The sequence below is a fragment of the Acinetobacter sp. YH12208 genome, from assembly GCF_013418055.1.
Lineage (GTDB): Bacteria > Pseudomonadota > Gammaproteobacteria > Pseudomonadales > Moraxellaceae > Acinetobacter > Acinetobacter pseudolwoffii.
In genome coordinates, this window is record NZ_VPCT01000005.1 from 13964 (window position 1) to 38944 (window position 24981).

Sequence of the window (24981 nt, forward strand, 5' to 3'; positions counted from 1 at the left end):
GATTTATATGACAATGAAGATTTGCCAATAAAATTAATCAAGCTTATGAAATATATATTTATTTTTATAAATTCAATCTGCTGATATATTTAGCTAAAAAGCAGCAATGGCATTTTAAAATTTAAATTGTCAGATATCTTTATCTGAAATTAAGCTAAGGCACTCAAAGAAAAAGCCACCTTAAAGTGACTTTTTACAAACGATTGAATTACGTTGATAATTATAAAATGCCTGACGCGCATCCGGCAGGTCATCGACTGAAGCTGGTTCAAAGCCCTGTTCCAGAAACCAGTGCGCGGTACGCGTGGTTAAAATAAACAGCTGCTGAATCTGCATGCTTTTGGCTTTTCCTTCAAGATAATGCAAGATCTGGCTACCGCGATTGGACTGGCGATAACTTGGATGCACTGCGACACAGGCAATTTCTGCAGAACGTAATTCATCGCCCGTGGTCGGAATCGGGTAAAGGGCTGCACAGGCCAGAATCATGCCATCCCGTTCAATCACGGCAAACTGGTTAATTTCATTTTCCAGACGTTCACGGGAACGATAGACCAGAATCCCTTCTTCTTCTAATGGACGCAGCAAGCCGATCAGGCCACCGACATCCTGAATATCTGCCATTCGCACTTCTTCATAATGTGCGTCAGTGACCAAAGTGCCGGAACCATCACGGGTAAACAGCTCTTCAAGTAGGGCGCCATCAGAGGCATAGGAAATCAGGTGCACCCGATGTACGCCGTTCATGGAGGCCTCTTGTGCTGCCTTAAGTTGCAAGCCTCTTTCAAGCTCATCTTGTTCTGCCGGAATATAGTCATCCAGCTGTTGCGGGGTGACTTCGCGTTTGAGCTGGCCGTTACTGTCCATTAAACCATGCTGCTTGCCCAGAAAAATCAGCTTATCTGCCTTCAGTCGAATTGCAGTTTTGGTCGCAACTTCTTCAGCCAATAGATTAAAAACTTCGCCGGTGGTGGAATAACCAGTCGGGCCAAGCACCACAATATTATGGCTGTCCAGATGTCGCTGAATCGCATCGGTATCGACCGCGCGGACTTCACCAGTGAGCTGAAAGTCTATGCCATCACGAATGCCATAAGGTTTGGCCGTCACAAAATTTCCTGAAACCGTATCAATACGGGCACCATACATCGGTGAGTTGGCCAGTCCCATAGACAGCAGGGCTTCAATTTGCAGACGAATCGAACCGACCGCATTCATCACACAGCTTAAGGATTCACGTGTGGTTACCCGGCGCTGCTGATGAAAGGGCGTACTGATCTGGCTCTGCGCCAGATTCTGGTTAATTTGCGGACGCGCACCATGTACCAGAATCAGCCGAATGCCTAAAGAGTGCAATAAGGCGATATCGTGAATGATATGTTGAAAATTGTCATTTAAGACCGCTTCACCATCAAACATGATTACAAAGGTTTTGTTGCGGTGCGCATTGATATAAGGCGCAGAATGGCGAAACCAGTGCACATATTGCAATGTTGTGCTGTGTGAGGTTTCTGCTGAAGTCATGCCTGTGCCTATTTCAATGATTGAAGATCCAGCTTTGATTCTAATGAAAAAAAACGCAAGTGGAAGTGCAGAAATAAAAAAACACCTGAAGGGGACTTCAGGTGTCTGCAAGACGAGCAGCAATGGAGAAAAATTAATTGATGATTCGTACAATTCTATTGCTACGTTCATTGACCAGAACGTAGTCATTGTTGACTTTGTACCATTGCTGGAAACGGCCGGTATTCGGTAAACGGCGAGCTTCGCGATCACTCACTTCAAAACGCTTGTTATCGTATTGACGCGGTAAGCTTTGTCCTACGCGCCAGTCACGGCTTGGATTAACCATACGGTTGTTATGGCGGCGGTCATCATTCCAGCGACGGTCGTCATTCCATTTTTTACTGTCTTTGGCATTCCAGTGCGGTGCCGGTTTATGCGGATTATGGTTATAACGCGGGTCATGCTGTGGTGCTGCCATTGCAGAAGTAGCCAACAAAGCACTTAGGGATAACGCAATTGTAGTTAGGACTTTTTTCATGGCTCTCACCTAAAATGTAGATCTGATTTCGATGAGATTAAATTAGCGAATAAGTACATAGAAAGCGTGAGGGCTATTTAGTTAAATTGTTAAATTCATGAAGAAATTTAGAAGATAAATCACTTGAACCAAAAGTGTGAAAATCAGCAGGAGTTTTAGTTCAAAAATTTTCAATTGCTGAAAATAAAAAAAGACCCAAACATGGTTGAGTCGATACGAGGATCGGAGCTTGAACAGGATGGTGAATTAATCCCCCACAATCCGGATAATGCTGTTATTTTCAGAATTGACCAGAATGTAGTCATTGTTAATTTTATACCACTGCTGTTTGCGATCTGGTCGAGGCAGGTTATGCTCTTTATATTCGACTTTATAGCCATTGCCACGATAATGCTGCGGCATGACATAGCCAGGCTGCCATCTGAGCTGTTGCAGGCGTTTGACCCCGCGTTCTTCACGCATACGGCGTTTATCATGTTGCCCTTGATCATTTTCACGGAATTCACGGCCTTTCTTGCCATGCCCATGACGGCTATCCATTTGTGATTCAGCATTGAAATGAGGGGAGGCTATTGCAACATGACTCAGCATGAATGTACTGCAGGAGATCGCTAATGCCACCAAAACCTTTTTCATGTTGAACCCTCATTAAATTGTTCATGTTCTACTGTGTCTAATATACGGAAAGATTACAGAGAAACTGTGAAGAACAGGCACCAGTTTTATAACAAATGCAGAGATATTATGATTATGTCATGATTTTACATGAGCTTAGGCTGCGCATTTGTCCGATGACCCGACAGGCTGAGCCTGGTTCTTATCTCATCAAAGTGAGGGCAAACATGCAAGCTAAAATCGATGATTTAGCTCAAAAAAACAGCATTGAAGTCACACCGAAACGATATATGATCGGCTTAAAACACAGAAAATTCTAAAAACTTTCTGGATATTAATTCCATTGCTCGGTCAAACCTTGCAAGGACTGAATCGCTGCAGCCACCGATTCAGCTTGAACTGCATCATCGAGTGCCACAATGAGAGCCTCGGATAACTGCAAATGTTCGATGCGGCGAATGGTGTCAATTTTACGTTTTTGGTCAGCCATGCTGTGTTCCTGATTTAAGCTATACGGGATCAGAAAAGCATAGCTCAGAACAATCTATTTGAAAAACCGAATAATTTTATAAATTTGATATAAAAAATCGATTGATTGTCAGGCTGATAAAACACAGGCTAAAAAAGGCACTTTTTAAGAAGTGCCCTCGTAGATATAAATTGCGTGGCTTTTAATACGCGTAATTCAGATCGGTATAATCGTTAAGTGATTTTTGTACATGTGCCTGAATAAAGCTACGGACATCTTCGGCAGTCATGGCTTTCCCCTGATTGCTGATCACATGCTCAATTTCGGGTTGACCTTCAATTTTAATGCGATAAACAAAATGCTTGGCCAGACGATAGCGATCGTCTAATTTTTCAATTCCGGTCACATAATAATACGCATGTTCAAAATTCAGATCACTATGTGAAAAAACAAACTGATCGAATAATTTCAGTTTCTGACCATTTTCGAGTGCCTTGATGTCATCCACAATACTGGCTTCAAACTTGGTGTCATATTTTTCTGAAATCGGCTGTTGATCGATCAACAGTGAAACCATGCCATCTTCCAGGTTGCTTACGGTCATGTTGTTTAATTCAGTCATGGTGCACTCGAGTGAAATTTGTTGGAGCTTAGTATGCTGTAATTTGAGGGGAACTCAAGGCTGGCTGTATCAGGCTGCGGAAGATTTATTCACTGTGCGAAGCTCAAACGGAAATGAAAAGGCAGCGATTACTGCATTGCTGTCTCATCATCTTTTCTTCAAATATTTAAATGGCTTGTGTCGGCGAAATCCTACTTTTGACAGCCCCAAAGTAGGCAAAAGTCTTTTGTTCGCCATACCCAACATCCTTGTCGTGATGGCTAAGGTGTGACATTCCTGTCACACTCGCGTATCCAAAATCAACTCAATGCAATTGTGGGACAGCAACAGCAGGCACTTGCTGATATTAAACCAAGATGATTTTAATCCTGTGCATCAATACTCTGACCATTCATATGCAGGCTGTCATTACCCATCAAATATAGATAAGCCGGCATAATGGAATCGGGTGTAGGCAGGGTCTTTGGATCTTCATTGGGATAGGCCTTGGCGCGCATGGCAGTCCGCGTTGCCCCGGGATTGATGCAGTTATAACGGATATTCGGATGTACCTGCTCTTTGGCAAATAACTGGCTTACCGCTTCAATAGCAATTTTAGAAACCGAATACGCACCCCAGCGTTCGCGGGCTTCGCGGCCTACACCTGAGCTGGCAAAAACCACAGAAGCATGTTCGGATTTGGATAATAACGGTAACAGCGCTTGGGTCATGACAAAGGGTGTACGCAGATTGACTGCCATCACATCATCCCAGACGTTGACCGGATAATCCGCCAAGGGAACCCGTTCGCCTAAAATGCCGGCATTGTGCAGAATGCCGTCCAGACGACCAAACTGACGGTCTAGTGTATCGAGCAAAAGCTCATAATCACGTTCTGACGCACTCGATAGTTGTAGCGGCAAGATGGCAGGTTGCGGCGCACCCAAACTTTCAATTTCATCATAGATGACTTCCAGTTTATTCAGGGTACGTCCATGCAGCACCACGGTTGCACCATGCAAGGCATAACTGATTGCTGCCGCACGTCCAATGCCATCGCCCGCACCTGTGATCAGGATAATACGATCCTTGAGCAGATCGGGGCGAGGTTGATAGGCTGAATATTTCATTATCTACCTCCTTATTTGTTATTGTTCAGTTTTAAGCGTTCAAGATACTGCAGTCTGCTGTTTGCGTAGTAAGGTCTGAATCAGCTGTTGTAATTCTGCCACCGTGTTCACTATATAGTCGGCTTGCCAGGCTGTTAAGTCATCTTTGTATTGCAGTGGTAAATAACCGTAAGCTGCCAGAATGGTAGGCATTTTGGCATGGCGTCCTGCATCAATATCGCGCGGATGATCGCCAATGTAGATACAGTCTTCTGCCGCAAGCCCCAGTTGCTTGGCAGCCAGATACATCGGTTCAGGGTCGGGCTTGGTACGGGTCACATCTTCCGGACAGACCAGCACGGCACAGCGCTCGGTCAGGTTTAATGCTTTTAATAAAGATTCACTGAGCCAGCGTGGTTTATTGGTGACGATGCCCCAGGGAACATCCTGTGCTTCCAGCTGTTCCAGTAACGGATACATGCCCTTAAACAGATCGGTATCGACTGCAATGTCTGCGCCGTACATGTCCAGAAAGCGCTGACGATGTTGCAGAAATACCGGATCTTCCAGTTCCAGTTCCGGATAGACCAGTTTCACCATGGCGCGCGCGCCTTCGGAGACCTGCGTCCGGATCAGCTCGGGCTCGACCGGCATCCGGCCTTCTTCACGGCACATCTGCTGGATAATCCGGATAAAATCGGCTGCGGTATCAATCAGGGTACCATCGAGGTCAAACAGAACGGCCTTCATGCTGTGGTCTCTGCTGCGCTATCTTTCACGGTATAGACCATATAGTTGACATCGACATTCGGTGCCAGCCAGTAGCGTTTGGTCAGCGGATTGTAGTGCAGACCGGTCATGTCTTTGAGTTTCAAGCCGGCATTGCGAATATCGTGCGCCAGCTCGGAGGGCTTGATAAATTTGCTGTAATCATGCGTGCCTTTGGCCAGCATCCGCAGCACATATTCTGCACCAATAATGGCAAATAAATATGATTTTGGATTGCGGTTAATGGTCGAGAAGAACACATGGCCGCCTGGCTTGACCAGCTTGTGACAGGCCTGAATGATCGAGGCCGGATCGGGTACGTGCTCCAGCATTTCCATACAGGTCACGATGTCGTATTGGCCAGCCTGTTCATCGGCCAGTTGTTCAACCGGGATCTGACGATATTCGATATTGGTCACGCCTTCCTGTTCGGCATGAATCCGCGCCACATTCAGCGGCGCAGCACCCATATCAATCCCCAGTACATCGGCACCGCGACGCGCCATGCTTTCGGCCAGAATGCCACCGCCACAACCAACATCGAGGATTTTCTTGCCGCTCAGGCCACCCGCATGTTCATCAATCCAGTTTAAACGTAGTGGATTAATCATGTGCAAGGGGCGGAACTCGGAATGCTGATCCCACCATATAGCTGCAAATGCTTCAAACTTGGCAATTTCTTGTGGATCAACATTCAATTGCGACATCGTGGTCACCTCAATCAGTTGTGATTAGCTAAAAATATAGAGGCCAAATGGCCAGAGAAACTGATTTAACCTTGAAAATCAGTCCGATGCTTTAGTGTAGCGTTTCTGGCAGAAAAAGCGATAAAAGCAGCAAAAAAGTTCACAGAATGAAAACGAAATCGGCATAATTGATTTATAGTGAACCCATACACTAAACATAATGATTTAGAGGACGATAATCCCAATGAAAAAATTCCTTTTAGGCGCTGTTGCCGCATCTGTTTTGGCCTTTTCTGGCAGTGCGATGGCCAATTTTGTGGCAGGTCAGGACTATCAGGTGGTCGCAAAACCAGTCAAAGTCGAAAAACCGGGCAAAATTGAAGTACGTGAATTCTTCTGGTATGGCTGTGGCCACTGTTTCACGCTTGAGCCACATATGCAAAGCTGGTTGAAAAAATTACCAAAAGATGTGCGTTTTGTGCGTACGCCTGCTGCAATGAATCCACTCTGGGAACAGGCAGCGCGTGCTTATTATGTGTCTGAAGCCTTGGGTGTGCGTCAAAAAGCCCATTTGCAGCTATTCCATGATATTCATGACAAGCAGCGTCCAATTTTGGAACAGGCACAACTGGCCAAGTTCTATACCCGTTATGGTATTTCTGAAGCGAAATTTAACACAACTTATAAATCATTCCCGATTTCATCAAAAATTGCGCAGGCCAAAAATCTGGCTGCTCAATATCAGTTAAGCGGCGTACCGGCGGTGACTGTCAATGGTAAATATATTGTGCAGGGCAATGATGCCAAAGTAATTCAGGTGGTGAATTACCTGATTGAAAAAGAGCGTAAAGCCAAATAAGAAATAACCGAGTATCCGTAAAAAACCTGCATCAATAATGCAGGTTTTTTTATTCAGATGGGGGGAGTACTTGTTTCTGTATTGATTGACGGATCTGCTGTTTTTGTCGGAATTCGATGCCAGTGCAAAATCCCTCGCAATAAAAGCTGCATCTGTAGCACGCTTTGGGTTTTAAAGACATTGGATTGGGTGCGGCGTAGCTCTGGATCAGCCTGATGTTGCAGATGAATCCAGCCCATGGCCCAGTTCAGCGACAGATCAATCAGCATCTGTGCCAGTGCCTGCAAATCTTGTGAGGACTGGATATGCTGGGCGGCTTGCATTTTTTCCAGTTCATGCATGACATCTTCAGTCAAAAAACGAATTTCCCGTTCTATTCCGGCACGTAACACTGCCGAGCCCCCCCAGCGTTCTGCAACAAAAAAAATCCAGGGTTCAGGGTGATATTCGACTGCCTGAAAAAATAGCTCAATTCCGGTTTTAGTCCGGGTATTGGGCTGATACAGATAGGCCTGTCCCAGTTGATTCAGCACTCCCTTGAGATGAATCGCGACCTGATCCAGCAGCTCCAGTCCCAACTGCTCCATATCCTGAAAATGCCGATAAAATGCCGTGGGCACCAATCCAACGGCATGCGCGACTTCACGCAGACTGATGGTGCTAAAAGCGCGACCCTGACTGCTCAAGGCCAGTGTGGCATCCAGTAGCGCCTGATGGCTTTGCTGCTTGCGATCTTCACGTAAGGACATAAATAGAGTTTCCTCAAGGGGAGATTTAGTCTAGCAAAAATTAAGGCAAATCGTAGCGCCACAGGTCGGCAGAATTTCGACATTTAACCGCACTCTGATGCATCGATTTTGTAAATCAATCATCCGGCTGACCAATCTTGGCAAAGGCTTCTGTTATACTGAGCCGCAATTATTTTTAGCCTATACAGGACTTATCATGCGTATCGACCAACGAGCATTAGATCAATTACGTGAAGTGAAAATTACCCGTAACTATACACGTTATGCGGAAGGCTCGGTATTGGTTGAGTTTGGTCATACCAAAGTACTGTGCACTGCCAGTGTAGAGAGTTCTGTTCCACGTTTCCTGAAAGGTCAGGGCCAGGGCTGGGTGACGGCTGAATATGGCATGTTGCCACGTTCAACCCATACCCGTAGTGACCGTGAAGCGGCACGTGGCAAACAGAGTGGCCGTACCCAGGAAATCCAGCGTCTGATCGGTCGTAGCTTGCGCTCAATGGTTGACCTGAAAAAGCTGGGTGAAAATACCATTACCATTGACTGTGATGTGATTCAGGCTGATGGCGGTACCCGTACTGCAGCGATTACCGGTGCTGCGGTGGCGCTGGTCGATGCCATGAATGTTTTGCTGGAAAGAAAGAAAATCAAACATGATCCATTAAAAGGTCTGGTGGCTGCGGTTTCTGTTGGTATTTTCAAAGATGAAGTATTACTGGATCTTTGCTATGAAGAAGATTCGAACTGTCAAACCGATTTGAACGTGGTGATGACACAGGCCGGTGAATTTATTGAAATTCAGGGCACTGCGGAAGACAAACCATTTACCCGTGCCCAATCGGATGCCATGCTGGAAATGGCCGAGAAAGGTATTCAGGAGCTGGTGAAAAAGCAGCAACAAGCTTTGGGCTGGTAATTCATTACTGCCAAATATAAAACGCATCTCCGGATGCGTTTTTTTATGCCGGAAATTTCAGAATATAGCCCATTGAAAATGCATCACAAAACTTCCTGACAAAATTCCGACATGAATCGGCTAGATCCAGATCTATTTTGCCCCGATATTCAAACGATATCACCATGAGGAATGCGAGATGAAACAGTGGATTTGTGCAATGTCTTTGCTGGGCATGTTTGGACTAAGCGCCTGTGACTGGGGCAATCAGCGGGAGGATGACGAGCGTTCAGTGTTAAATCAGGATCGTGAGGAGGATAACGGAAGATATAACGACCGTGATGGTGACGATGATGACCGCGATCGTCGAGGTAATCGGGACGACGATGATGATTAAGGTCTAAAATAGAAAATTGAGCAAAATATATGCAAAAAAATTTCTAAAAATCAAAAAAGGGTGCTTCGCACCCTCAATGGTCATCTATCGAATTTAGGCTTCAGCATTAAATCGCATCGATAAATCCACAGCTTTGACATCTTTGGTCAAGACACCCATCGAAATATAATCGACACCGCTACTGGCAACTTCACGTAAATTTTCGATCGTGATATTGCCAGATGCTTCCAGTTTGCAGCGGCCGGCCACATGCTGTACTGCCTCAATCATTTGCTGCTGGCTGAAATTATCCAGCATCACGATATCCGCATTGGCCTCTAAGGCCTGATTCAGTTCATCCCAGGTTTCGACTTCCACTTCGACCGGTTTGCCCGGCGCAATCTGGTGTGCCTTGGCAATCGCCTGAACAATTCCGCCAGCGGCCATAATATGATTTTCTTTAATCAAAAAGGCATCGAATAAACCCAGACGATGATTCTGCCCACCACCAATGGCAACGGCATATTTTTGTGCAATACGCAGGCCAGGAAGGGTTTTACGGGTATCCAGTAGCTTGGTATTTAAGCCATCCAATTGTTTGACATAATGCGCTGTTTTCGTCGCAACTGCAGACAGTGTCTGGACAAAATTCAGCGCAGGACGTTCCACAGTCAATAAACTGCGTGCAGAACCGGCCAGTTTCAGGAAAGTTTCATTGGCTTGAACCCGATCACCCTCATTTTTTAGCCAGATCACTTCAACACTTGGATCATAAGCCTGAATCAAGGCATTCACCCAAGGTTGCCCGGCCAGTACCATATCTTCACGGCTGATGATCGTGGCAGTGGCCTGTTCATCTTCAGGGGTCAGCAGGGCAGTAATATCGCCGTCACCAATATCTTCTGAAAGTGCCTGTTGGATATTGATCTGAATCGACTGGTCTAGCAACGCTTGAGATATGCGCATGAGTATTTCCGTATCTTTTAAGCCGTGAAAATTGCGCATTATCTTAGCACTGTTACATAAAAAATGAGCGATTTTTCCTACAGTCTGCCGGGATGAATTGAGATTTGTGCCTGAAAGTTTTAGCATGAAGCCGGCTGCAACCCTGATCGTGCAGATTTTATTTTTGGAGAGAATGGTTTTATGCAACAGGCAGCCGAGTTTCAGGTTAAGAATGGACAATTGATGGGCGCACGTCACATTCCCTCTCCCAATTTTAACCAGCGTCCGGACAATACCGAGATTCAGCTCATTGTGGTGCATAACATCAGTCTGCCACCCTCACAGTTTGGCGGCGGTTATATTGAACAGTTTTTTCAAAATCAACTGGATTGGTCAGTCCATCCCTATTTTCAAAGCATTGAAGGGATGCAGGTTTCGACCCATCTACTGATTTTACGTTCTGGTGAGGTACTGCAATTCGTCAATTTTAATGACCGTGCCTGGCATGCTGGACGTTCGACCTATTTGGGTAAAAAAGAATGTAATGATTATTCGATTGGCATCGAGCTGGAAGGCAGTGACGACTTGCCTTTTGAACCGGTACAGTATGCCGCCTTGATCAAAGTCACTGCCTGTTTGCAAGATTATTATCCTAAAATTCAGCAGCATATTGCCGGACATTCGGATATTGCCCCAGGCCGTAAGACCGATCCGGGACCGTATTTTAACTGGGCTGATTTTCGTCGCCAGTTACAGCATTATAAAAATACCTCAACCTCGCTTGAGGGATGCAATTAAGCAATGAACTTCTGACAGAGGTTTCATTACAATAGCCACAAATTTATACATTAGGTGAATAAGATGGCGCTTTGGCGTTCGACCGTCATTGTCAGTGCGATGACCATGTTGTCACGTGTACTGGGATTGGTTCGAGATATTGTTTTACTGAATGTCTTTGGTGCGGGTAAGGACTTCGATACCTTCGTGGTCGCATTTCGTATTCCAAACTTTTTCAGGCGCTTATTTGCCGAAGGGGCATTTTCACAGGCCTTTATTCCGGTTTTGACCGAATACAAAACCAGTCGTACCCATGCCGAAGTGCAGATTCTGATTAGCCGGGTATTTGGCTGTCTGGCAACGGTAATGAGTCTGCTGACCATGTTTGCAGTGATTGCTGCACCGTTGATCATGTATATCTATGCGCCCGGTTTCCATAGCGATCCTGAGAAATTCGCCTTGGCGACTGACATGTTCCGCCTGACCATTCCTTATTTATTGTTCATGTCACTGACGGCTTTTGCCAGTAGTATTCTGAACAGTTATGGTTCTTTTAGTACACCGGCCTTTGCACCGGTCTTGCTCAATGTGGCCATGATTGCTGGCGCGCTCTGGCTGACTCCGCATATGGCAGAGCCGATTATGGCACTGGGCTGGGCAGTCATCATTGCCGGTATTTTACAGCTGGCGATTCAGATTCCTGAACTGTGGCGTAAAAACCTGCTGATTCCACCTAAAATTGACTTCAAGCATGAAGGCGTGGATCGCATCATGAAGTTGATGCTGCCGGCTTTATTTGGTGTATCCGTCACGCAAATTAACCTGCTGCTGAATACCATCTGGGCTTCATTTATGCAGGATGGTTCGGTGTCCTGGCTGTATAGTGCCGAGCGCATGACCGAGTTGCCGCTTGGCCTGATTGGTGTAGCGATTGGTACTGTCATTTTGCCATCTTTATCGGCACGACATACCGAGCAGAATCCAGAAAAATTCCGTGGCATGATGGACTGGGCCGCTAAAGTGATTGTAATGGCAGGTTTACCGGCCAGTATTGCCTTGTTTATGCTGTCGACCCCGATCATTCAGGCCCTGTTTGAACGTGGTCAGTTCAGCTTTGAAGATACCCAAATGACGGCTCTGGCGCTGCAATGTATGAGTGGTGGTGTGATTGCCTTTATGTTGATTAAAGTCTTTGCCCCGGGTTTCTATGCACAGCAGGATACCAAAACACCGGTGCGTGTCGGTCTGATGGCTGTGGCTGCCAATGCAATCCTGAACGTGATTTTTATCGGTATTTTCAAGCTGATTGATTGGGAAGCAGAACATATGGCACTGGCACTGGCATCGACCGGTTCAGCCATGGTGAATGCCGGCCTGCTTTATTACTATCTGCATAAGCGTCATATTTTCCGCTTCGGCCCGCACTGGAAAAAAATCTTCCTGCAATTCATGTTTGCCAATGTGGTGATGATCGCAGCTTTGGCTTATGCCTTAAGTTGGTACAATGCCGATGTGTCGCAATGGATGCGTGTCGCAGAAGTACTCATCTTGTGTGTCATTGGTGTGGTGGCCTATCTGGCGGCCTTGCTGGCGGCAGGTTTTAGACCGCGTCATTTAAAACCTTAAGTGAATATTGAACTTGATATTCGCTTAATAAAGCTATAAAAAAACAAGAGCCAGAAGGCTCTTGTTTTTTTCGAAGGATCATACTTGCTTCGACTCAATCTAAACTGAATCTAGACCTTACCGCGGGAAAGAAATCCAACGATCGCAAGAATCACCGCAATTACTAACAAGATAATTGCAAAATCCTTAGATAAGCCTGCTACTCCACCGAAACCAAGTAGACTCGCAATTAATGCAATAACAGCAAAAATAATAGCCCAGCGAAACATATATATTCTCCATGTGTTTTTATTTTCAAATTTAGTATAGAAATAAACGATTCCAGCGACTGTTAGTGTTTTGTTGACGAACTGTCTATGATTTAACAATAGTTTACGTGATGGTAATAAGAATTTGAGCGGTAGGTCTGCGCAGTTTGGGCTGCTATAATCAGCTGATTTTTGAGTGCGCCGACCTGATCATGACCGATACTTTACGTCCCGAATTTTGGAAAAACTATGGCCTTGCCGAACTCACGCAAGCCGAGTGGGAAGCCTTGTGTGATGGTTGCGGACTCTGTTGCCTGATTAAACTGGAAGATGAAGATACCCAGGAAGTCGCTTATACCAAAGTGGCCTGCAAACTGCTGGATTGTACGACTGCGCGTTGCTCCAATTATCCAGAGCGTTTGCACTATGTGCCAGACTGTATTCAGCTCACGCCAGAAAAATTGGAAACGATTCACTGGTTGCCTTCAAGCTGTGCTTATCGCCGGGTCGAGCAGGGCAAAAGCCTGCCATCCTGGCATTATCTGATCAGCGGTTCACGGGAAAGTGTGATTCAGGCACGCAAGTCGGCAGCAGGGCGCTGCCTGAGTGAAGCCGACATTCCTGAAGACGACATCGAAGACTATATCGTGCGTTGGGTGCGTTAATTTGCCGCGATAAGTAGCTATTGATTTGCCGGCTGCAGTAGGGCCTGAGCCGAAGCACCGACCATCGGACGATAGAAATAAAAGCCTTGTCCAATCTGACAGTCACAATGGATCAGGGTATCGAGTTGTTCGGTATTTTCGATGCCTTCGACCAGAACATCCAAAGCAATGCTGGAGCCAATCTGGGTAATGGCTTTGACAATCGCCAAGGCGGACGGGTCACTGTTCATACGCTCGACGAAGTTGCGGTCAATTTTGATGCAATCCACCGGATAGTCTTGTAAACGGGTTAGTGAAGAATGCCCGGTGCCGAAATCATCCAGTGAGATCTGGATTCCGGCCTGTTTCAGTAGGTTCAGGGCCCGGATCACATAATTGGCACCATGCTCGGACAGGCTTTGTTCAGTAATTTCCAGTTCCACCTTATGCGCAGGAATATCAAAATTGGACAGGCGGGCCAACATTTTTTCAGCATAGTCATCGCGCAAAAATTCAACCGGTGCGGCATTGATTGAAATCGGCAACAGATCCAGTCCTTGGGCCTGCCAGCGACTCATATCGGCAAAGACTTTCAGCTGCATGGTTTCACTGATACGTGAGGCCAGCTCATAGTCCTGAAAGGCACCAAAAATCTCGGAAGGCAGTTGCACCTGCTGATCCTGATCTTGCCAGCGTAACAGCGCTTCAAAACCAATCACCACACCATCAGACAGACGAACTTTGGGTTGATAGTAGGGAATGATCTGATCGGCCAGAATAATCTTGCGGGCCAAAGTCAGCTGCTTGGTCATATTTTCCAGCGAACCACACATGTCCTGACTAAACATGCGAATGCCGCCACGTCCACTATTTTTCAGATCATTTAAGGCAATGTCGGCACACTTCAACAGATTCGAGGTGTTCAGGGCATCACGTGGATAGATGGCACAGCCAATACTCATGGCACTGCTGATACTGTCGCCAATATAATTGATCGGTTGATCCAGCTGGGTATAGGCTAGTTGCGCCGTGGCCAGCAGCTGTTCTTCACTTTCCAGATTTTTCACCAGAACCGCAAATTCATCTCCACCCAAACGGGCCACAATGGTATTCGGGCCGAAACAGGCCTGGAAACGCTGACCCAGAACATGGAGTAGATGATCGCCAGCAATATGACCTAGGGTGTCATTGATGTGCCGGAAATAATCCAGATCAATCAGCAGTAGACCCGCCTTGGTCTGCTGTTGTTGCGCTTTCCATAGCACCTGTTTAAAGGTTTTATAGAAGGTACTGCGATTATACAGACCAGTCAGTTCATCTCGTTTAATGGCTTCTTTTAAGCGGGTTTCTGCAATTTTTTGCTGGCTGATATTGCGTGAGACACAGAGGATGCTTTGGGTAATATTGTGCTGATCCAGAATCGGGGTCAGCAGATGATCCCAATATTGGATCGGCTGGTCTTTGCTCTGAATTTTACTAGAAAAACGGCTATTTAAGCCTAGGGCTGCCTGTTTCAGTGCGCGTTGTCCGGATTTTCGGGCTTCAGGTGCTAAACAGTTCAACCAGGACAATGAACTGTCCTGAGCCTGTGTTACGGTTTCGGTTTCCGCAATCAGGCCACAGCACTGGTTACTATGCCGAATTTGACCTTCAGGACTGATAATATGGATGCAGTCTGCGCTGGCATCCAGCATATTTTCCTGGGTTGAAACGATTTGAGACAGTTGTTGCTGGATTTCAAAATAATCATGTACATCGGTCAGTGAAACCGCCCACTGCAACAGATGTTCAGGTGCATGATGGAATTTTACCGCCAGCGTACACATGCGATAATGAGTATCGCTGCGTTTAATCCGGCACTGGGTTTCAAAATTCTGATGCTGATCCAGTGCCGCATGCCACAGCTTCGAAAACAGCTGTAAGTCCTCGGTATGAATGAAACTCTGCCATGGCATATTGTCCGGTTCATTCAGGTTCACACCAAGATAATCAGTCATGGCGGCGTTAAAATAGTGCAGATGTGTTTTGCTACTGACCCAGAGAGGTTGGGGTAAGGCATCAATCAGTTTTTGAAGCTGAATTAATTCAGACAGATGAACAGGGGTTGAACTCAGTGATGTTGCCAGCAGAGGTTCCGACTGGCTCACAGCTCCCTGTTCAAATTTATCATGCTTCATGCATTCACCAATACAACCCAAAAATGCCCAAGGGGGCGACATAAGTTTCTTTTAATTAAAATAAACAATATGAAAATTACACTGTAATTAATTCACAATTAATCATGTTCAAATTACTTGCTTTTATGAAGATTAATTCATTCAGAATTAAAAAAATAGAGGATTTCTACATAAATTAATTTTTTATGCTTTATGTTTGCAATCTTGGAATCAAAACTGCTGGTGTTAGAATGAGATCAGAATTTAGTTTGAGCCAATAATAACATGTCAGATAGTCATATCCCGCTTCCAGAACGCTTAAGACCACGTGACCTTGCAGAGATTATCGGGCAGGAACATTTGCTTGGGGAACAGGCGCCCTTACGCCAGATGATTGATCAGGGTCATCTACCGTCGATTATTTTCTGGGGACCACCCGGCGTTGGAAAAACTACCATTGCCTTACTGTTGGCACAAGCGGTAGATCGGCCTTTTATCAGTCTGTCTGCCCTGAATACCGGAGTGAAAGAGCTGCGTGAAGTGATTGCCGATGGTGGTGATCTGCTGACGCCAGTGGTGTTTATTGATGAAATTCACCGTTTTAACAAGTCCCAGCAGGATGCACTGTTAAACGCAGTGGAGAAGGGAAAAATTACCTTAATTGGTGCCACTACCGAAAACCCATCTTTTGAAGTGAATAGTGCCTTATTGTCACGTTGTCAGGTGTATAGCCTGAATGCCTTGAGTGCCGAATCGATTCAGACCTTGCTGACTCAAGCCTTGCAAAATGACCACTTCTTGCAAGAAAGACATATCCTGATTGAAGAATTTGATGCCTTGGTTCAGTTCGCCGCAGGCGATGCCCGTAAGGCACTGAATCTGCTGGATCTGATTGCCAGTACTTTTGAGCCGGATATGGAAAATATCATCACCAATGCGGTGGTGGTCAAAGTGGCACAGCAGAATATTGCCCGCTATGACAAGTCGGGTGAACAGCATTATGATCTGGTTTCGGCGTTTATTAAATCAATTCGCGGCAGTGATCCGGATGCAGCGCTGTACTGGATGGCACGCATGCTCAAAGGCGGTGAAGACCCGGTATTTATCGCGCGCCGTATGCTGATTGCAGCCTCGGAAGATATTGGCAACTCCAATCCGAATGCCTTGCTGCTGGCAGGTGAGTGTTTCCGTTCAGTGCAGGCCGTCGGCATGCCGGAATGCCGGATTATTTTAGGACAATGTGCGGTGTATTTAGCCACCAGTGCCAAAAGTAACAGCACCTATCTGGCAATTAACAAGGCGATGGAGCTTGCAGATAAAACCTCGAATTTGCCGGTGCCTTTGCATTTGAGAAATGCACCGACCAAGCTGATGAAAGAACAGGGCTACGGGGTGGATTATCTGTATCCGCATCATTATCCTGAGCATTTTGTGCTGCAAGACTATATGCCGCCAGAACTGAAAGATACCAAACTGTATGAGTCGGCACGCAATAAACGTGAAGTTGAAGGAGAGCGCTTACAGCAACGCCGTTGGCAACAACAGCAACAGCAGCAATAATATCAGTACACAAATAGATTAAACTCAGGCAAAAAAAGCCCAATTCAAGGCGAATTGGGCATAAATTAGGATGTTTTTTCAAGGGAGAGAACATCCTAGAGGGTAGGCGATCAATCTGGTCGGCAAACCTTGAGTTAAATCAATCAGCTCACTGATTTGCCTGGTATGTGATGATATTAAGCCATAGGCTTTCCAATGTAAAAACGATCATTTTCATCTGTAATATTTGTTTTTTCGATTAAAGCTTAAAAGGTCAATCTGGCCCAGCCACAAAAAATCAGGGATAAAAAAACCGAGCTGTTGAGCTCGGTTTTTTTGAAGCAATGGACTATGCCATTAGATATTGTCGAGGTTAATACCTAAACGGCCCGCAACTTCTTCATAGGCTTCAACCACACCGCCTAAACCTTGACGGAAACGATCTTTGTCCAGTTTTTTCTTGGTGTCTTTGTCCCATAGACGGCAACCGTCTGGAGAGAATTCATCACCCAAAACGATACGGTCATGGAATACACCGAATTCAAGTTTGAAGTCGACCAGAATCATGTTGCCGGCATCAAACAATGCTTTTAGCACGTCATTGACTTGGTAAGTCAATTCTTTCATTTTTTCCAGTTGCTCAGCAGTCGCCCAACCTAAAGCAATCGCTTGCGATTCATTGACCATTGGATCGCCAAGCGCATCGTCTTTAAAGAACAATTCGAATGTAGATGGAGTCAGTTCTTTACCTTCTTCAACACCTAAACGGCGGCATAAAGAACCTGCTGCATAGTTACGAATCACACATTCAACCGGGATCATATCCAGTTTTTTCACCAGCACTTCATTTGGAGTCAGCAGCTTTTCAAAGTGAGTTTCAATACCCGCTTCTGCCAGCTTTTCCATGATGAAGGCGTTAAAACGGTTATTCACCTTGCCTTTACGATCTAGTTGCTCGATTTTTTCGCCATTGAATGCAGAGGCATCATCTCGAAAGACTAAAATCAGATGGTCTGAACTGTCTGTGGTGTAGACAGATTTCGCTTTACCAGTATAGAGCAAGGTTTGTTTTAACATGAGGGAACCTTTTACAAAAAAAAATGCCTAGAAATGTCTAGGCTGGCCAATTTTGGTAAATCTGGTTGAGCAGTTCTGCGGCTTTTTCACGGTCGGCAAAACTGTTATCGGCATTGAACACAGCGAGGTTATTACTTGAACCGACAGAAGATAATCTTAATACATAGGTTTGCTGGTCGACCCGAATCGTGACTTCGTAACGGTTTTTATTCTGCGCAACGATGCTATGATTCAGGCTGCTGAGGGTGGCAAGCGTATATTGCCAAATTGTAGCAGAATTTCCGTCAATTTTAAGCAGCGGATTAAGATTTCCGTCTGTGACCAACTGTGGTTTACCAACAGCATTGCTTTCAGTCAGCTCAGCTTGAGCGGTGTTTTCAGTCTGGGCCTGAGGGCGTGGCAAGGCAAAACGGTTGCCACGCTGGTTTTCAAGCTTCGGTGCATTTTCAATTGCAAGCGGATCGACTGTTGGAGCAGGATACAATGGCGTTGCAGGACGTACCATGGCGCCTTCAGGATATTGTAAAGCGTCCAGAGTTGTAGTTTCTTTATAGTCTAAAGTGCCGTTATTAAAGGCCATTGAACTACAACCTGCCAAACTGAATACTGAAAGTGTAAGGCTAAGTCCTAAACGTAATTGCATAATCTTGTGCTCTTTTATTTAATAACGCCCGCTTCGACCAGTGCTTCACGAAGCGGAGCGCGATATTGTTCTGCAAGTGGTGTTAATGGAAGGCGAATGCCAGTACCAATTAAGCCCATGTCATGGAGTGCCCATTTCACAGGAATTGGGTTTGATTCGCAAAATAAAATATTGTGTAAATTTGCAACCTGAGCATTTAACTGTTCAGCGTCTGTAGCATTACCTGTAATGGCAGCGGCACACACTTCACTCATGGCTTTCGGAGCCACATTCGCTGTGACCGAGATATTGCCTTTGGCGCCATGACCCATCAGCTGATATGCCGTTGCATCATCACCTGAGTAGACCACCATGTCTTTGTCTTTCAGACCTTGCAAGAGTTCAGCACCACGCGGTACATCACCCGTCGCATCTTTAATCCCGACGATTTGTGGAATATCGGCCAGACGAATCACGGTTTCATTCAGCATGTCGACACCGGTACGGCCAGGGACATTATACAGAATCTGCGGAAGATCGACCGCTTCAGCCACAGCTTTATAATGCTGGTACAAGCCTTCCTGGGTCGGTTTGTTATAATAAGGCGTCACCAGAAGAGCAGCATCGGCGCCGAGCTCTTTGGCTTCACGGGTAAGTTGGATGGCTTCACGGGTCGAGTTTGCGCCTGTGCCGGCAATAATAGGAATACGTTTGTTGGCCACACGAATGATTTCTTTGATCACCTGGGTGTGTTCACTCATGCTCAGGGTCGAGGCTTCGCCTGTCGTTCCAACGGCAACAATACTGTTGGTGCCCTCTGCAATATGCCATTCAACCAGCTTCTCGAGACCCTTCCAATCTACGCTGCCATCTTCAAACATAGGGGTGACGATTGCGACTATGGAACCTTGAATGGTCTGTGCTTGCTGAGTCATTTTAAAAAACTATCCTATTTGTCCATCCGAAAGGAATGAGAAAACATAAATTGGGATGGATTTGTATTTTGATTTATAGCAAATTCAATGGACTTGCGCTGAATTGAAGATTGCTTATGCAAATTATGACTGATCAAACGCATAAGAACAATATGCTTTAGTCAAAGCCACTCAATTCTTTATACAAAGCCTTTTGAAAACAATCAAGTAATAAATTAGATGATTTATCCGGCGAAATACTGTGGTCAAACTGCGACTTAAGTCCCGGCTCAGCAAGATATTATGGAATTTTGTCTGCAAAATTAGCTCGATTTGAGTAAAAATCTCGGCCAAGTCGTGAATTTCGTTGTTTTTAGCTGCTGAATTAATATTTTTATTGGATGAATCTATATGTAAAACATCTTTGTCTGGAGGCTAAGCTGATGTAAACAGGTTGAAAAATTGAATCTATTAATCTTTTTTTAATATCAATGAATTGCATAATATTTTTCTAATCGGTTGGTTTTTTAACTTGATGTATAAGTCTTAAAGCATAAATTGTGAATTTTAAAACTTTTTGATTAATTGCTTTTGCGACTTTATCTCAAGGTCTATTGCATGGAGCTGCTTCAGCTGCTGTGGGGATATCCAAGTAAAACGTTCAACTTATTGATAGTTATTTCTGCGCTCAGGCTCATAGATGATGGTCTTTCTTTTGTAACGCTGATTGAACAAGGATAATCCAATGGAAAAATCAGACAATAAGCATGCTATCGTCACGGTCGCCATCTGTTTTCTGATAGCGGTGATTGAAGGCTTGGATATTCAGGCTGCTGGTATTGCTGCAGCCGGTGTGCGTGAACACTTCGGTCTCGATAGTTCCCAGTTGGGTGTGTTTTTTAGTGCAGGGATTCTGGGTTTATTACCCGGTGCACTGATCGGCGGTCGATTTGCAGACCGTATCGGCCGTAAGAAAGTGTTGATCTGGTCGACAGCCACATTTGCCATATTCACTTTATGTACAGTCTGGGTCAATAGCTTTAACAGTCTGCTGGCAGTACGTTTTCTGGCCGGAGCAGGTCTGGGCGGTGCGATGCCGATTCTCATCACACTCGCTTCTGAAGCGGTATCGCCGCAAAATCGTGGTCGTGCAGTCGGCTTGATGTATTGCGGTATGCCTGTGGGTGCTGCGATTTTATCTTTAATTGCTGCGACTGAATTTGGTGCCAACTGGAAAAATGTTTTCTATCTGGGCGGCTTGTTACCGATTTTTGCAATTCCATTGATGATGCTATTTTTGCCTGAATCGAAGGAATACCTGAAAACACAGAACAAAACTGCAGCAGAACTTGCCGTTGCACCACAAGGTTCATTTAAGGACCTGTTTAATTCGGACAACCTGTTACGTACCATGTGCATCTGGATCAGCTACTTCTTTACGCTGATGGTGGTTTACATCATGTTGAGCTGGTTACCCTCATTGTTTATGGAACTTGGCTTTAGCCGTAAGGATGGTTCAACCGCACAGTTCTACTTCATGGTCACGGCGACGATTGGTACAATTATCCTGGGTATGCTGACCGATCGCTGGAAAAAAGCGTATGTGATCCTGTTGATGTACGGCGGTATTCTTGCAGGTCTATTGGCACTAAATGGTGCAAGCTCACTGAACCAGATGTATATGGCAGCAGCATTGGCAGGTGCCTTCGTAATTGGCTGTCAGGGTGTACTTTATGCCTTCGGTAGTATCGTGTATCCAACAGAAGTGCGCGGTACCGGTGTCGGTGTTGCTTCTGCAGTCGGTCGTATTGGTGCCATGCTAGGCCCAGTCATCGCAGGTCAGCTCCTGGTGGCAGGTTTTGGTGCCGCAGGGGTAATTACAGCCGCAATCCCATGTATCATCATCTCTGCACTGTGTATGCTATTCCTGGTGAACCGTACCAAAGTGTAATAGGCCAAGATTTGAAAAAGCCTGCTTTTGCAGGCTTTTTTGTGTTTAAAATTCAAGGAATCAGATCCGCAGTGCGGTTAAAAACAGGCAGAATCAGAATATGCAGTCACAGGGTTTTTAGCAGTCGCTCTAAAAATCCGATAACAATTTGCGCTATGCTTGGACATAAATCGAGATTTCAATGGATGAAAATACATGCAAAATAATATCGCTTTGCTGGTCGTAGATGTACAAAGAGGATTTACCCCAGGGGGTAATCTGGCAGTGGCCAATGCTGACCAGATTATCCCCAATATCAATTTATTGGGGCAGTATTTTCAAAATATTATCCTGACGCAGGACTGGCATCCAGAAAACCATATTTCTTTTGCAGACAATCACCCCGCTAAAGCGGCTTATGACAGCATTCAGCTGGATTATGGCACTCAGGTTTTATGGCCAAAGCATTGTGTGCAGGGGACAGTAGATGCCGAGTTGCATCCGGATTTAAATTTACCGCAAGCGCAACTGATTATTCGCAAGGGTTTTGATTCCCGGATTGACAGTTATTCCGCCTTTATGGAAGCAGATCAGAAAACCACAACAGGTTTGGCCGGCTATCTGCGTGAACGTGGTATTGATACGGTATTTGTGGTTGGGATTGCTACCGATTTCTGTGTGGCTTGGACCGCCATCGATGCCTGCAAAATGGGCTTTAAGACCTTTGTCATTGCCGATGCCAGCAAGGGCATTGATCTGAATGGTTCCTTGCAACATGCTTGGCAAGATATGCTGGCGCATGGGGTAAAACGCATCTATACCAAAGATATCGTTCAGCCGGTTTAAAATTTTATCATGATGCGCTTCGGATATTTATTTGATCTTCGGCGCATTTAAATCTTCAGATTTCTGGTATTGAGAGATGCCTGTTTTATCTTGTTATTATTCTCCCTTTGTACCCCTGGATGAACCCCATGTCAGCCTTGCTCCAGTTTAGCCAATTTGTCCAAAAAACCTTTGCTTTATGGGTGCTGCTGTTTTCCGGCATTGCCTTAATGCTGCCCGAGGGCTTTGTCTGGTTACGCGCTTATATTCCATGGATGCTGGGCATTATCATGTTTGGTATGGGCATGACCATGACCGTAGGCGATTTTAAAAGTGTGCTACAAAGTCCGAAAGCTGTCGGGATTGGGGTCGTGGCCCAGTTTGTAGTGATGCCGGGTCTGGCTTTTCTCTTGTGTCAATTGTTCCAGTTGCCGCCGGAAATTGCGATCGGGGTGATACTGGTCGGTTGCTGTCCGGGTGGTACTGCCTCCAATGTCATTACCTATATGGCCAAAGGCAATACTGCTCTGTCTGTGGCCTGTACTTCCGTCTCAACCTTATTGGCTCCGATTCTGACCCCTGCGATTTTTTATCTCTTGGCCAGCCAATGGATCGAGATCAATGCCTTATCCATGCTGGTGTCGATTCTACAAGTGGTGCTATTTCCAATTCTTCTGGGCTTGATTGTACGGAGTCTGCTCAAGCAAAAAGTAAATGCCTATATTCAGGTGATGCCGCTGATTTCTGTGATTGCCATTGTCGCGATTGTGGCAGCAATTATTGCCGGCAGCAAAGCTCAGATTTTGCAATCTGGACTACTGATCTTGGGGATTGTGGTCTTGCATAATGGTCTCGGTTATTTGCTGGGTTATTGGGCCAGTCGTATCTTTAAGCTGGCGGAAATAGACTGTCGTGCGGTATCGATTGAGGTGGGAATGCAGAATTCGGGTCTGGGTGTGGCTTTGGCTGCGACCCATTTTGCAGCTTCTCCACTTACGGCTTTGCCCAGTGCAATCTTTAGCTTATGGCACAATATTTCAGGGCCAGCTCTGGCCACCTATTGGGCAGCCAAAAGCAGGGTAACGACATTAGAGCCAAAGCAAAATCTGGATACAGACAGCTAGAGTTTTAAAATGCGGCAGTGATTTTAATTGCTGCAAGGCGCTGAATAATAGAACTTGACGAGTAACAGCTTAAAAATTCTGCGCATAAAAAAGCCCGATTTAAAGTCGGGCTTTGTACTGTACAACCTTTATGAGGCTTTGGACTGTTTGGATTTTAAAATCTCGGTTCTAAAAGTCTGTGCCAGTTCAGCCGTTTCTGCATCCATGCCATTTACCACAAAGGCATGACGGGTCAGGACATTGGTTGGATTCGGCATACTGACCAGCTGGAAATGTTCGCTCACATCTTTCAGCAAGCTATTCGGGACATGTAAGGCACTTTCTTTTGCGACCAGGTGCTGGCTAAGACGCTCAGAGGCCTGCACCGAGCTGAGCTGCATCTCCTCGACTTTAGACGCAATTGCACTACGGGTTTGCAGTACAAAACGTTTTTCTTCACGATAGCGTTTATACAGTACCTCAGAGAGTAACTGGAATACCGCACTGATCATGGTCAGGCAGGCCAAGGCATTTGGCTTGTCTGCCGCAATGCTGATAGTGGCACCTTTTTCATCAAATTTATGCACAGTACTAATATCACTGCCATTCAGTTTGTAGCGCTGCACACAGAGTTCAGTGGCTTTATTCAGGAAAATCTGACACAGGTTGAAATAAGGCACCGATACGGTTTTATTCACGCTATCGAGTAACTGTTTTGGATCATAGAACTGGATATTCAAGCTCAGGCTATCGCTTTCCAGTACAGCTGGCTTATGTTCTTTTTCTTTGGCTTTATTTTTTACTGCCTGCTGGGCTTGGGCAATGGCCAGCGCAGCATTGTGCTTTTCCTGTTCCAGAGCTTGGGTCAGGGTCTGAATCTCGAATTTTAAACGGGATTCATTGTTAATGCGTGCCAGATATTCGGTTCGGCTAGGACGCGCGATCGCGCGGTACGCCACCCAAATCAAAGCATGAATAATGAAAGAGAACAGAATCGCCAGCCATTGCGTCCGCAGAATTTCACCCATACTTGGCTCAATCAGGGTGATTTCAATCAGACCGACTTTTTTCTCGTTTTGCAGTGCATCACGGACAAAAACTTCACCATCACGAGTTTTGGTCAGTCCACCGGTGGCTAAAACCTGACCTTTCGCATCCAGAATTCGAATCGAAGCCACACTCGGGTTGGTCGCATAACGATTTGCCAGCAAAGCCAGAGAAACACGATTGGCGGGTTCCAGCTCGGACAGGCTGTCTGTCACCAGTTGACTGGTGATCAGCTGCCCCTGACTGGTGCGGTTTTCATTCAGTTGGTGAGTGGTTGCCAATACCAGTAAAAAGGTATGCAGAGCAAAACTTACAATCAATAGGCTAGCAAATAGCCCTTGTCTAGGCGCATTCAACGTA

The 24981-nt window shown here is 45.6% G+C and carries 26 protein-coding genes; 10 read left to right on the forward strand and 16 right to left on the reverse strand.

Features of this window, described 5'->3' with window-relative positions; all coding sequences use genetic code 11:
• Positions 1–180: 180 nt before the first annotated feature.
• The 8 genes from argA to ubiG form a co-directional block, all read right to left on the reverse strand.
• Positions 181–1524 carry an amino-acid N-acetyltransferase gene (gene argA / locus FTU95_RS06415; protein WP_180077920.1) on the reverse strand — a complete coding sequence of 448 codons (1344 nt, stop codon included), beginning with the start codon at positions 1522–1524 and terminating at the stop codon, positions 181–183.
• Between the two features lie 133 nt (positions 1525–1657).
• Positions 1658–2044, reverse strand: a complete 387-nt coding sequence (locus FTU95_RS06420) for an RcnB family protein (RefSeq protein WP_005173379.1) — start codon at positions 2042–2044, stop codon at positions 1658–1660.
• Positions 2045–2290: 246 nt separating this feature from the next.
• Positions 2291–2680 (reverse strand): RcnB family protein, encoded by a 390-nt coding sequence (locus FTU95_RS06425; protein ID WP_005173376.1) that lies wholly within the window; start codon positions 2678–2680, stop codon positions 2291–2293.
• 313 nt (positions 2681–2993) lie between these two features.
• A complete protein-coding gene (locus FTU95_RS06430; RefSeq protein WP_005173373.1) occupies positions 2994–3149 on the reverse strand; it encodes a hypothetical protein in 156 nt (51 codons plus the stop codon).
• A gap of 181 nt (positions 3150–3330) precedes the next feature.
• A complete protein-coding gene (locus FTU95_RS06435) occupies positions 3331–3750 on the reverse strand; it encodes a hypothetical protein (protein ID WP_074383818.1) in 420 nt (139 codons plus the stop codon).
• A 362-nt stretch (positions 3751–4112) separates the two neighbouring features.
• Positions 4113–4859 (reverse strand): YciK family oxidoreductase, encoded by a 747-nt coding sequence (locus FTU95_RS06440; protein ID WP_180077922.1) that lies wholly within the window; start codon positions 4857–4859, stop codon positions 4113–4115.
• A gap of 39 nt (positions 4860–4898) precedes the next feature.
• Positions 4899–5588, reverse strand: a complete 690-nt coding sequence (locus tag FTU95_RS06445) for an HAD family hydrolase (RefSeq protein ID WP_100534559.1) — start codon at positions 5586–5588, stop codon at positions 4899–4901.
• The gene (gene ubiG / locus FTU95_RS06450) at positions 5585–6313 is read right to left on the reverse strand and encodes a bifunctional 2-polyprenyl-6-hydroxyphenol methylase/3-demethylubiquinol 3-O-methyltransferase UbiG (protein WP_180040721.1); all 729 of its coding nucleotides are present in this window, start codon (positions 6311–6313) and stop codon (positions 5585–5587) included. Before ubiG ends, FTU95_RS06445 begins: the two co-directional genes overlap by 4 nt.
• 223 nt (positions 6314–6536) lie before the next feature.
• Between ubiG and FTU95_RS06455 the strand changes: the two genes are divergently transcribed.
• Positions 6537–7151, forward strand: coding sequence for a thiol:disulfide interchange protein DsbA/DsbL (locus FTU95_RS06455; RefSeq protein WP_180040723.1), 615 nt, complete (start codon positions 6537–6539; stop codon positions 7149–7151).
• Positions 7152–7204: 53 nt separating this feature from the next.
• Here FTU95_RS06455 and FTU95_RS06460 read toward each other — a convergent pair whose 3' ends face one another.
• Positions 7205–7900 carry a TetR family transcriptional regulator gene (locus tag FTU95_RS06460; protein WP_100357012.1) on the reverse strand — a complete coding sequence of 232 codons (696 nt, stop codon included), beginning with the start codon at positions 7898–7900 and terminating at the stop codon, positions 7205–7207.
• A 196-nt stretch (positions 7901–8096) separates the two neighbouring features.
• Between FTU95_RS06460 and rph the strand changes: the two genes are divergently transcribed.
• Both rph and FTU95_RS06470 read left to right on the forward strand, forming a co-directional pair.
• Positions 8097–8813: a ribonuclease PH gene (gene rph / locus FTU95_RS06465; RefSeq protein WP_005173362.1), complete on the forward strand. Its 717-nt coding sequence runs from the start codon at positions 8097–8099 to the stop codon at positions 8811–8813.
• A 178-nt stretch (positions 8814–8991) separates the two neighbouring features.
• Complete coding sequence (locus tag FTU95_RS06470; protein ID WP_005173360.1) at positions 8992–9189, forward strand: hypothetical protein; 198 nt, start codon at positions 8992–8994, stop codon at positions 9187–9189.
• Positions 9190–9282: 93 nt separating this feature from the next.
• Here the strand turns inward: FTU95_RS06470 and nadC are convergent, their stop codons facing one another.
• A complete protein-coding gene (gene nadC, locus FTU95_RS06475; protein ID WP_074383822.1) occupies positions 9283–10134 on the reverse strand; it encodes a carboxylating nicotinate-nucleotide diphosphorylase in 852 nt (283 codons plus the stop codon).
• Between the two features lie 180 nt (positions 10135–10314).
• Here nadC and ampD point away from each other — a divergent pair, with 180 nt between their 5' ends.
• Both ampD and murJ read left to right on the forward strand, forming a co-directional pair.
• Complete coding sequence (gene ampD, locus FTU95_RS06480) at positions 10315–10911, forward strand: 1,6-anhydro-N-acetylmuramyl-L-alanine amidase AmpD (RefSeq protein ID WP_159516521.1); 597 nt, start codon at positions 10315–10317, stop codon at positions 10909–10911.
• Positions 10912–10965: 54 nt separating this feature from the next.
• Positions 10966–12516, forward strand: a complete 1551-nt coding sequence (murJ, locus tag FTU95_RS06485) for a murein biosynthesis integral membrane protein MurJ (protein WP_171502643.1) — start codon at positions 10966–10968, stop codon at positions 12514–12516.
• A gap of 110 nt (positions 12517–12626) precedes the next feature.
• Here murJ and FTU95_RS06490 read toward each other — a convergent pair whose 3' ends face one another.
• Positions 12627–12785, reverse strand: coding sequence for a DUF1328 domain-containing protein (locus FTU95_RS06490; protein WP_004647174.1), 159 nt, complete (start codon positions 12783–12785; stop codon positions 12627–12629).
• 188 nt (positions 12786–12973) lie between these two features.
• On the opposite strand from FTU95_RS06490, the gene FTU95_RS06495 reads away from it, so the two are divergent.
• Complete coding sequence (locus FTU95_RS06495) at positions 12974–13429, forward strand: YcgN family cysteine cluster protein (RefSeq protein ID WP_171063370.1); 456 nt, start codon at positions 12974–12976, stop codon at positions 13427–13429.
• Between the two features lie 17 nt (positions 13430–13446).
• Here FTU95_RS06495 and FTU95_RS06500 read toward each other — a convergent pair whose 3' ends face one another.
• Positions 13447–15585 (reverse strand): EAL domain-containing protein, encoded by a 2139-nt coding sequence (locus FTU95_RS06500; protein ID WP_180078036.1) that lies wholly within the window; start codon positions 15583–15585, stop codon positions 13447–13449.
• 264 nt (positions 15586–15849) lie between these two features.
• Here FTU95_RS06500 and FTU95_RS06505 point away from each other — a divergent pair, with 264 nt between their 5' ends.
• Positions 15850–17124 carry a replication-associated recombination protein A gene (locus FTU95_RS06505; protein WP_180077924.1) on the forward strand — a complete coding sequence of 425 codons (1275 nt, stop codon included), beginning with the start codon at positions 15850–15852 and terminating at the stop codon, positions 17122–17124.
• Positions 17125–17460: 336 nt separating this feature from the next.
• Here FTU95_RS06505 and purC read toward each other — a convergent pair whose 3' ends face one another.
• Genes purC through dapA form a run of 3 tightly spaced genes read right to left on the reverse strand, consistent with a single transcriptional unit; the run spans position 17461 to position 19737 of the window.
• Complete coding sequence (gene purC / locus FTU95_RS06510; protein ID WP_005173343.1) at positions 17461–18180, reverse strand: phosphoribosylaminoimidazolesuccinocarboxamide synthase; 720 nt, start codon at positions 18178–18180, stop codon at positions 17461–17463.
• 37 nt (positions 18181–18217) lie between these two features.
• Complete coding sequence (locus tag FTU95_RS06515; protein WP_100329542.1) at positions 18218–18823, reverse strand: lipoprotein-34 precursor (NlpB); 606 nt, start codon at positions 18821–18823, stop codon at positions 18218–18220.
• 14 nt (positions 18824–18837) lie between these two features.
• Entirely contained in the window at positions 18838–19737 is a 900-nt protein-coding gene (gene dapA / locus FTU95_RS06520) for a 4-hydroxy-tetrahydrodipicolinate synthase (protein WP_180077926.1), read from the reverse strand.
• A 724-nt stretch (positions 19738–20461) separates the two neighbouring features.
• Here dapA and mhpT point away from each other — a divergent pair.
• From mhpT to FTU95_RS06535, 3 genes are all read left to right on the forward strand, one after another.
• The gene (gene mhpT / locus FTU95_RS06525) at positions 20462–21667 is read left to right on the forward strand and encodes a 3-(3-hydroxy-phenyl)propionate transporter MhpT (RefSeq protein ID WP_005173339.1); all 1206 of its coding nucleotides are present in this window, start codon (positions 20462–20464) and stop codon (positions 21665–21667) included.
• A gap of 195 nt (positions 21668–21862) precedes the next feature.
• Positions 21863–22492, forward strand: coding sequence for a bifunctional nicotinamidase/pyrazinamidase (pncA, locus tag FTU95_RS06530; RefSeq protein ID WP_180077928.1), 630 nt, complete (start codon positions 21863–21865; stop codon positions 22490–22492).
• 128 nt (positions 22493–22620) lie between these two features.
• On the forward strand, positions 22621–23595 hold the full coding sequence (locus FTU95_RS06535) for a bile acid:sodium symporter family protein (protein ID WP_005173337.1): 975 nt from the start codon (positions 22621–22623) through the stop codon (positions 23593–23595).
• Between the two features lie 128 nt (positions 23596–23723).
• Here FTU95_RS06535 and FTU95_RS06540 read toward each other — a convergent pair whose 3' ends face one another.
• Positions 23724–24977 (reverse strand): hypothetical protein, encoded by a 1254-nt coding sequence (locus FTU95_RS06540; protein ID WP_005173336.1) that lies wholly within the window; start codon positions 24975–24977, stop codon positions 23724–23726.
• Positions 24978–24981: the final 4 nt, after the last annotated feature.

What these genes read in the sequence shown, in the direction of transcription:
- argA (WP_180077920.1), bottom strand. Translation starts at nt 1,524, where the DNA reads ATGACTTCAGCAGAAACCTCACACAGCACAACATTGCAATATGTGCAC.
- FTU95_RS06420 (WP_005173379.1), bottom strand. Translation starts at nt 2,044, where the DNA reads ATGAAAAAAGTCCTAACTACAATTGCGTTATCCCTAAGTGCTTTGTTG.
- FTU95_RS06425 (WP_005173376.1), bottom strand. Translation starts at nt 2,680, where the DNA reads ATGAAAAAGGTTTTGGTGGCATTAGCGATCTCCTGCAGTACATTCATG.
- FTU95_RS06430 (WP_005173373.1), bottom strand. Translation starts at nt 3,149, where the DNA reads ATGGCTGACCAAAAACGTAAAATTGACACCATTCGCCGCATCGAACAT.
- FTU95_RS06435 (WP_074383818.1), bottom strand. Translation starts at nt 3,750, where the DNA reads ATGACTGAATTAAACAACATGACCGTAAGCAACCTGGAAGATGGCATG.
- FTU95_RS06440 (WP_180077922.1), bottom strand. Translation starts at nt 4,859, where the DNA reads ATGAAATATTCAGCCTATCAACCTCGCCCCGATCTGCTCAAGGATCGT.
- FTU95_RS06445 (WP_100534559.1), bottom strand. Translation starts at nt 5,588, where the DNA reads ATGAAGGCCGTTCTGTTTGACCTCGATGGTACCCTGATTGATACCGCA.
- ubiG (WP_180040721.1), bottom strand. Translation starts at nt 6,313, where the DNA reads ATGTCGCAATTGAATGTTGATCCACAAGAAATTGCCAAGTTTGAAGCA.
- FTU95_RS06455 (WP_180040723.1), top strand. Translation starts at nt 6,537, where the DNA reads ATGAAAAAATTCCTTTTAGGCGCTGTTGCCGCATCTGTTTTGGCCTTT.
- FTU95_RS06460 (WP_100357012.1), bottom strand. Translation starts at nt 7,900, where the DNA reads ATGTCCTTACGTGAAGATCGCAAGCAGCAAAGCCATCAGGCGCTACTG.
- rph (WP_005173362.1), top strand. Translation starts at nt 8,097, where the DNA reads ATGCGTATCGACCAACGAGCATTAGATCAATTACGTGAAGTGAAAATT.
- FTU95_RS06470 (WP_005173360.1), top strand. Translation starts at nt 8,992, where the DNA reads ATGAAACAGTGGATTTGTGCAATGTCTTTGCTGGGCATGTTTGGACTA.
- nadC (WP_074383822.1), bottom strand. Translation starts at nt 10,134, where the DNA reads ATGCGCATATCTCAAGCGTTGCTAGACCAGTCGATTCAGATCAATATC.
- ampD (WP_159516521.1), top strand. Translation starts at nt 10,315, where the DNA reads ATGCAACAGGCAGCCGAGTTTCAGGTTAAGAATGGACAATTGATGGGC.
- FTU95_RS06490 (WP_004647174.1), bottom strand. Translation starts at nt 12,785, where the DNA reads ATGTTTCGCTGGGCTATTATTTTTGCTGTTATTGCATTAATTGCGAGT.
- FTU95_RS06500 (WP_180078036.1), bottom strand. Translation starts at nt 15,585, where the DNA reads ATGAAGCATGATAAATTTGAACAGGGAGCTGTGAGCCAGTCGGAACCT.
- FTU95_RS06505 (WP_180077924.1), top strand. Translation starts at nt 15,850, where the DNA reads ATGTCAGATAGTCATATCCCGCTTCCAGAACGCTTAAGACCACGTGAC.
- purC (WP_005173343.1), bottom strand. Translation starts at nt 18,180, where the DNA reads ATGTTAAAACAAACCTTGCTCTATACTGGTAAAGCGAAATCTGTCTAC.
- FTU95_RS06515 (WP_100329542.1), bottom strand. Translation starts at nt 18,823, where the DNA reads ATGCAATTACGTTTAGGACTTAGCCTTACACTTTCAGTATTCAGTTTG.
- dapA (WP_180077926.1), bottom strand. Translation starts at nt 19,737, where the DNA reads ATGACTCAGCAAGCACAGACCATTCAAGGTTCCATAGTCGCAATCGTC.
- mhpT (WP_005173339.1), top strand. Translation starts at nt 20,462, where the DNA reads ATGGAAAAATCAGACAATAAGCATGCTATCGTCACGGTCGCCATCTGT.
- pncA (WP_180077928.1), top strand. Translation starts at nt 21,863, where the DNA reads ATGCAAAATAATATCGCTTTGCTGGTCGTAGATGTACAAAGAGGATTT.
- FTU95_RS06535 (WP_005173337.1), top strand. Translation starts at nt 22,621, where the DNA reads ATGTCAGCCTTGCTCCAGTTTAGCCAATTTGTCCAAAAAACCTTTGCT.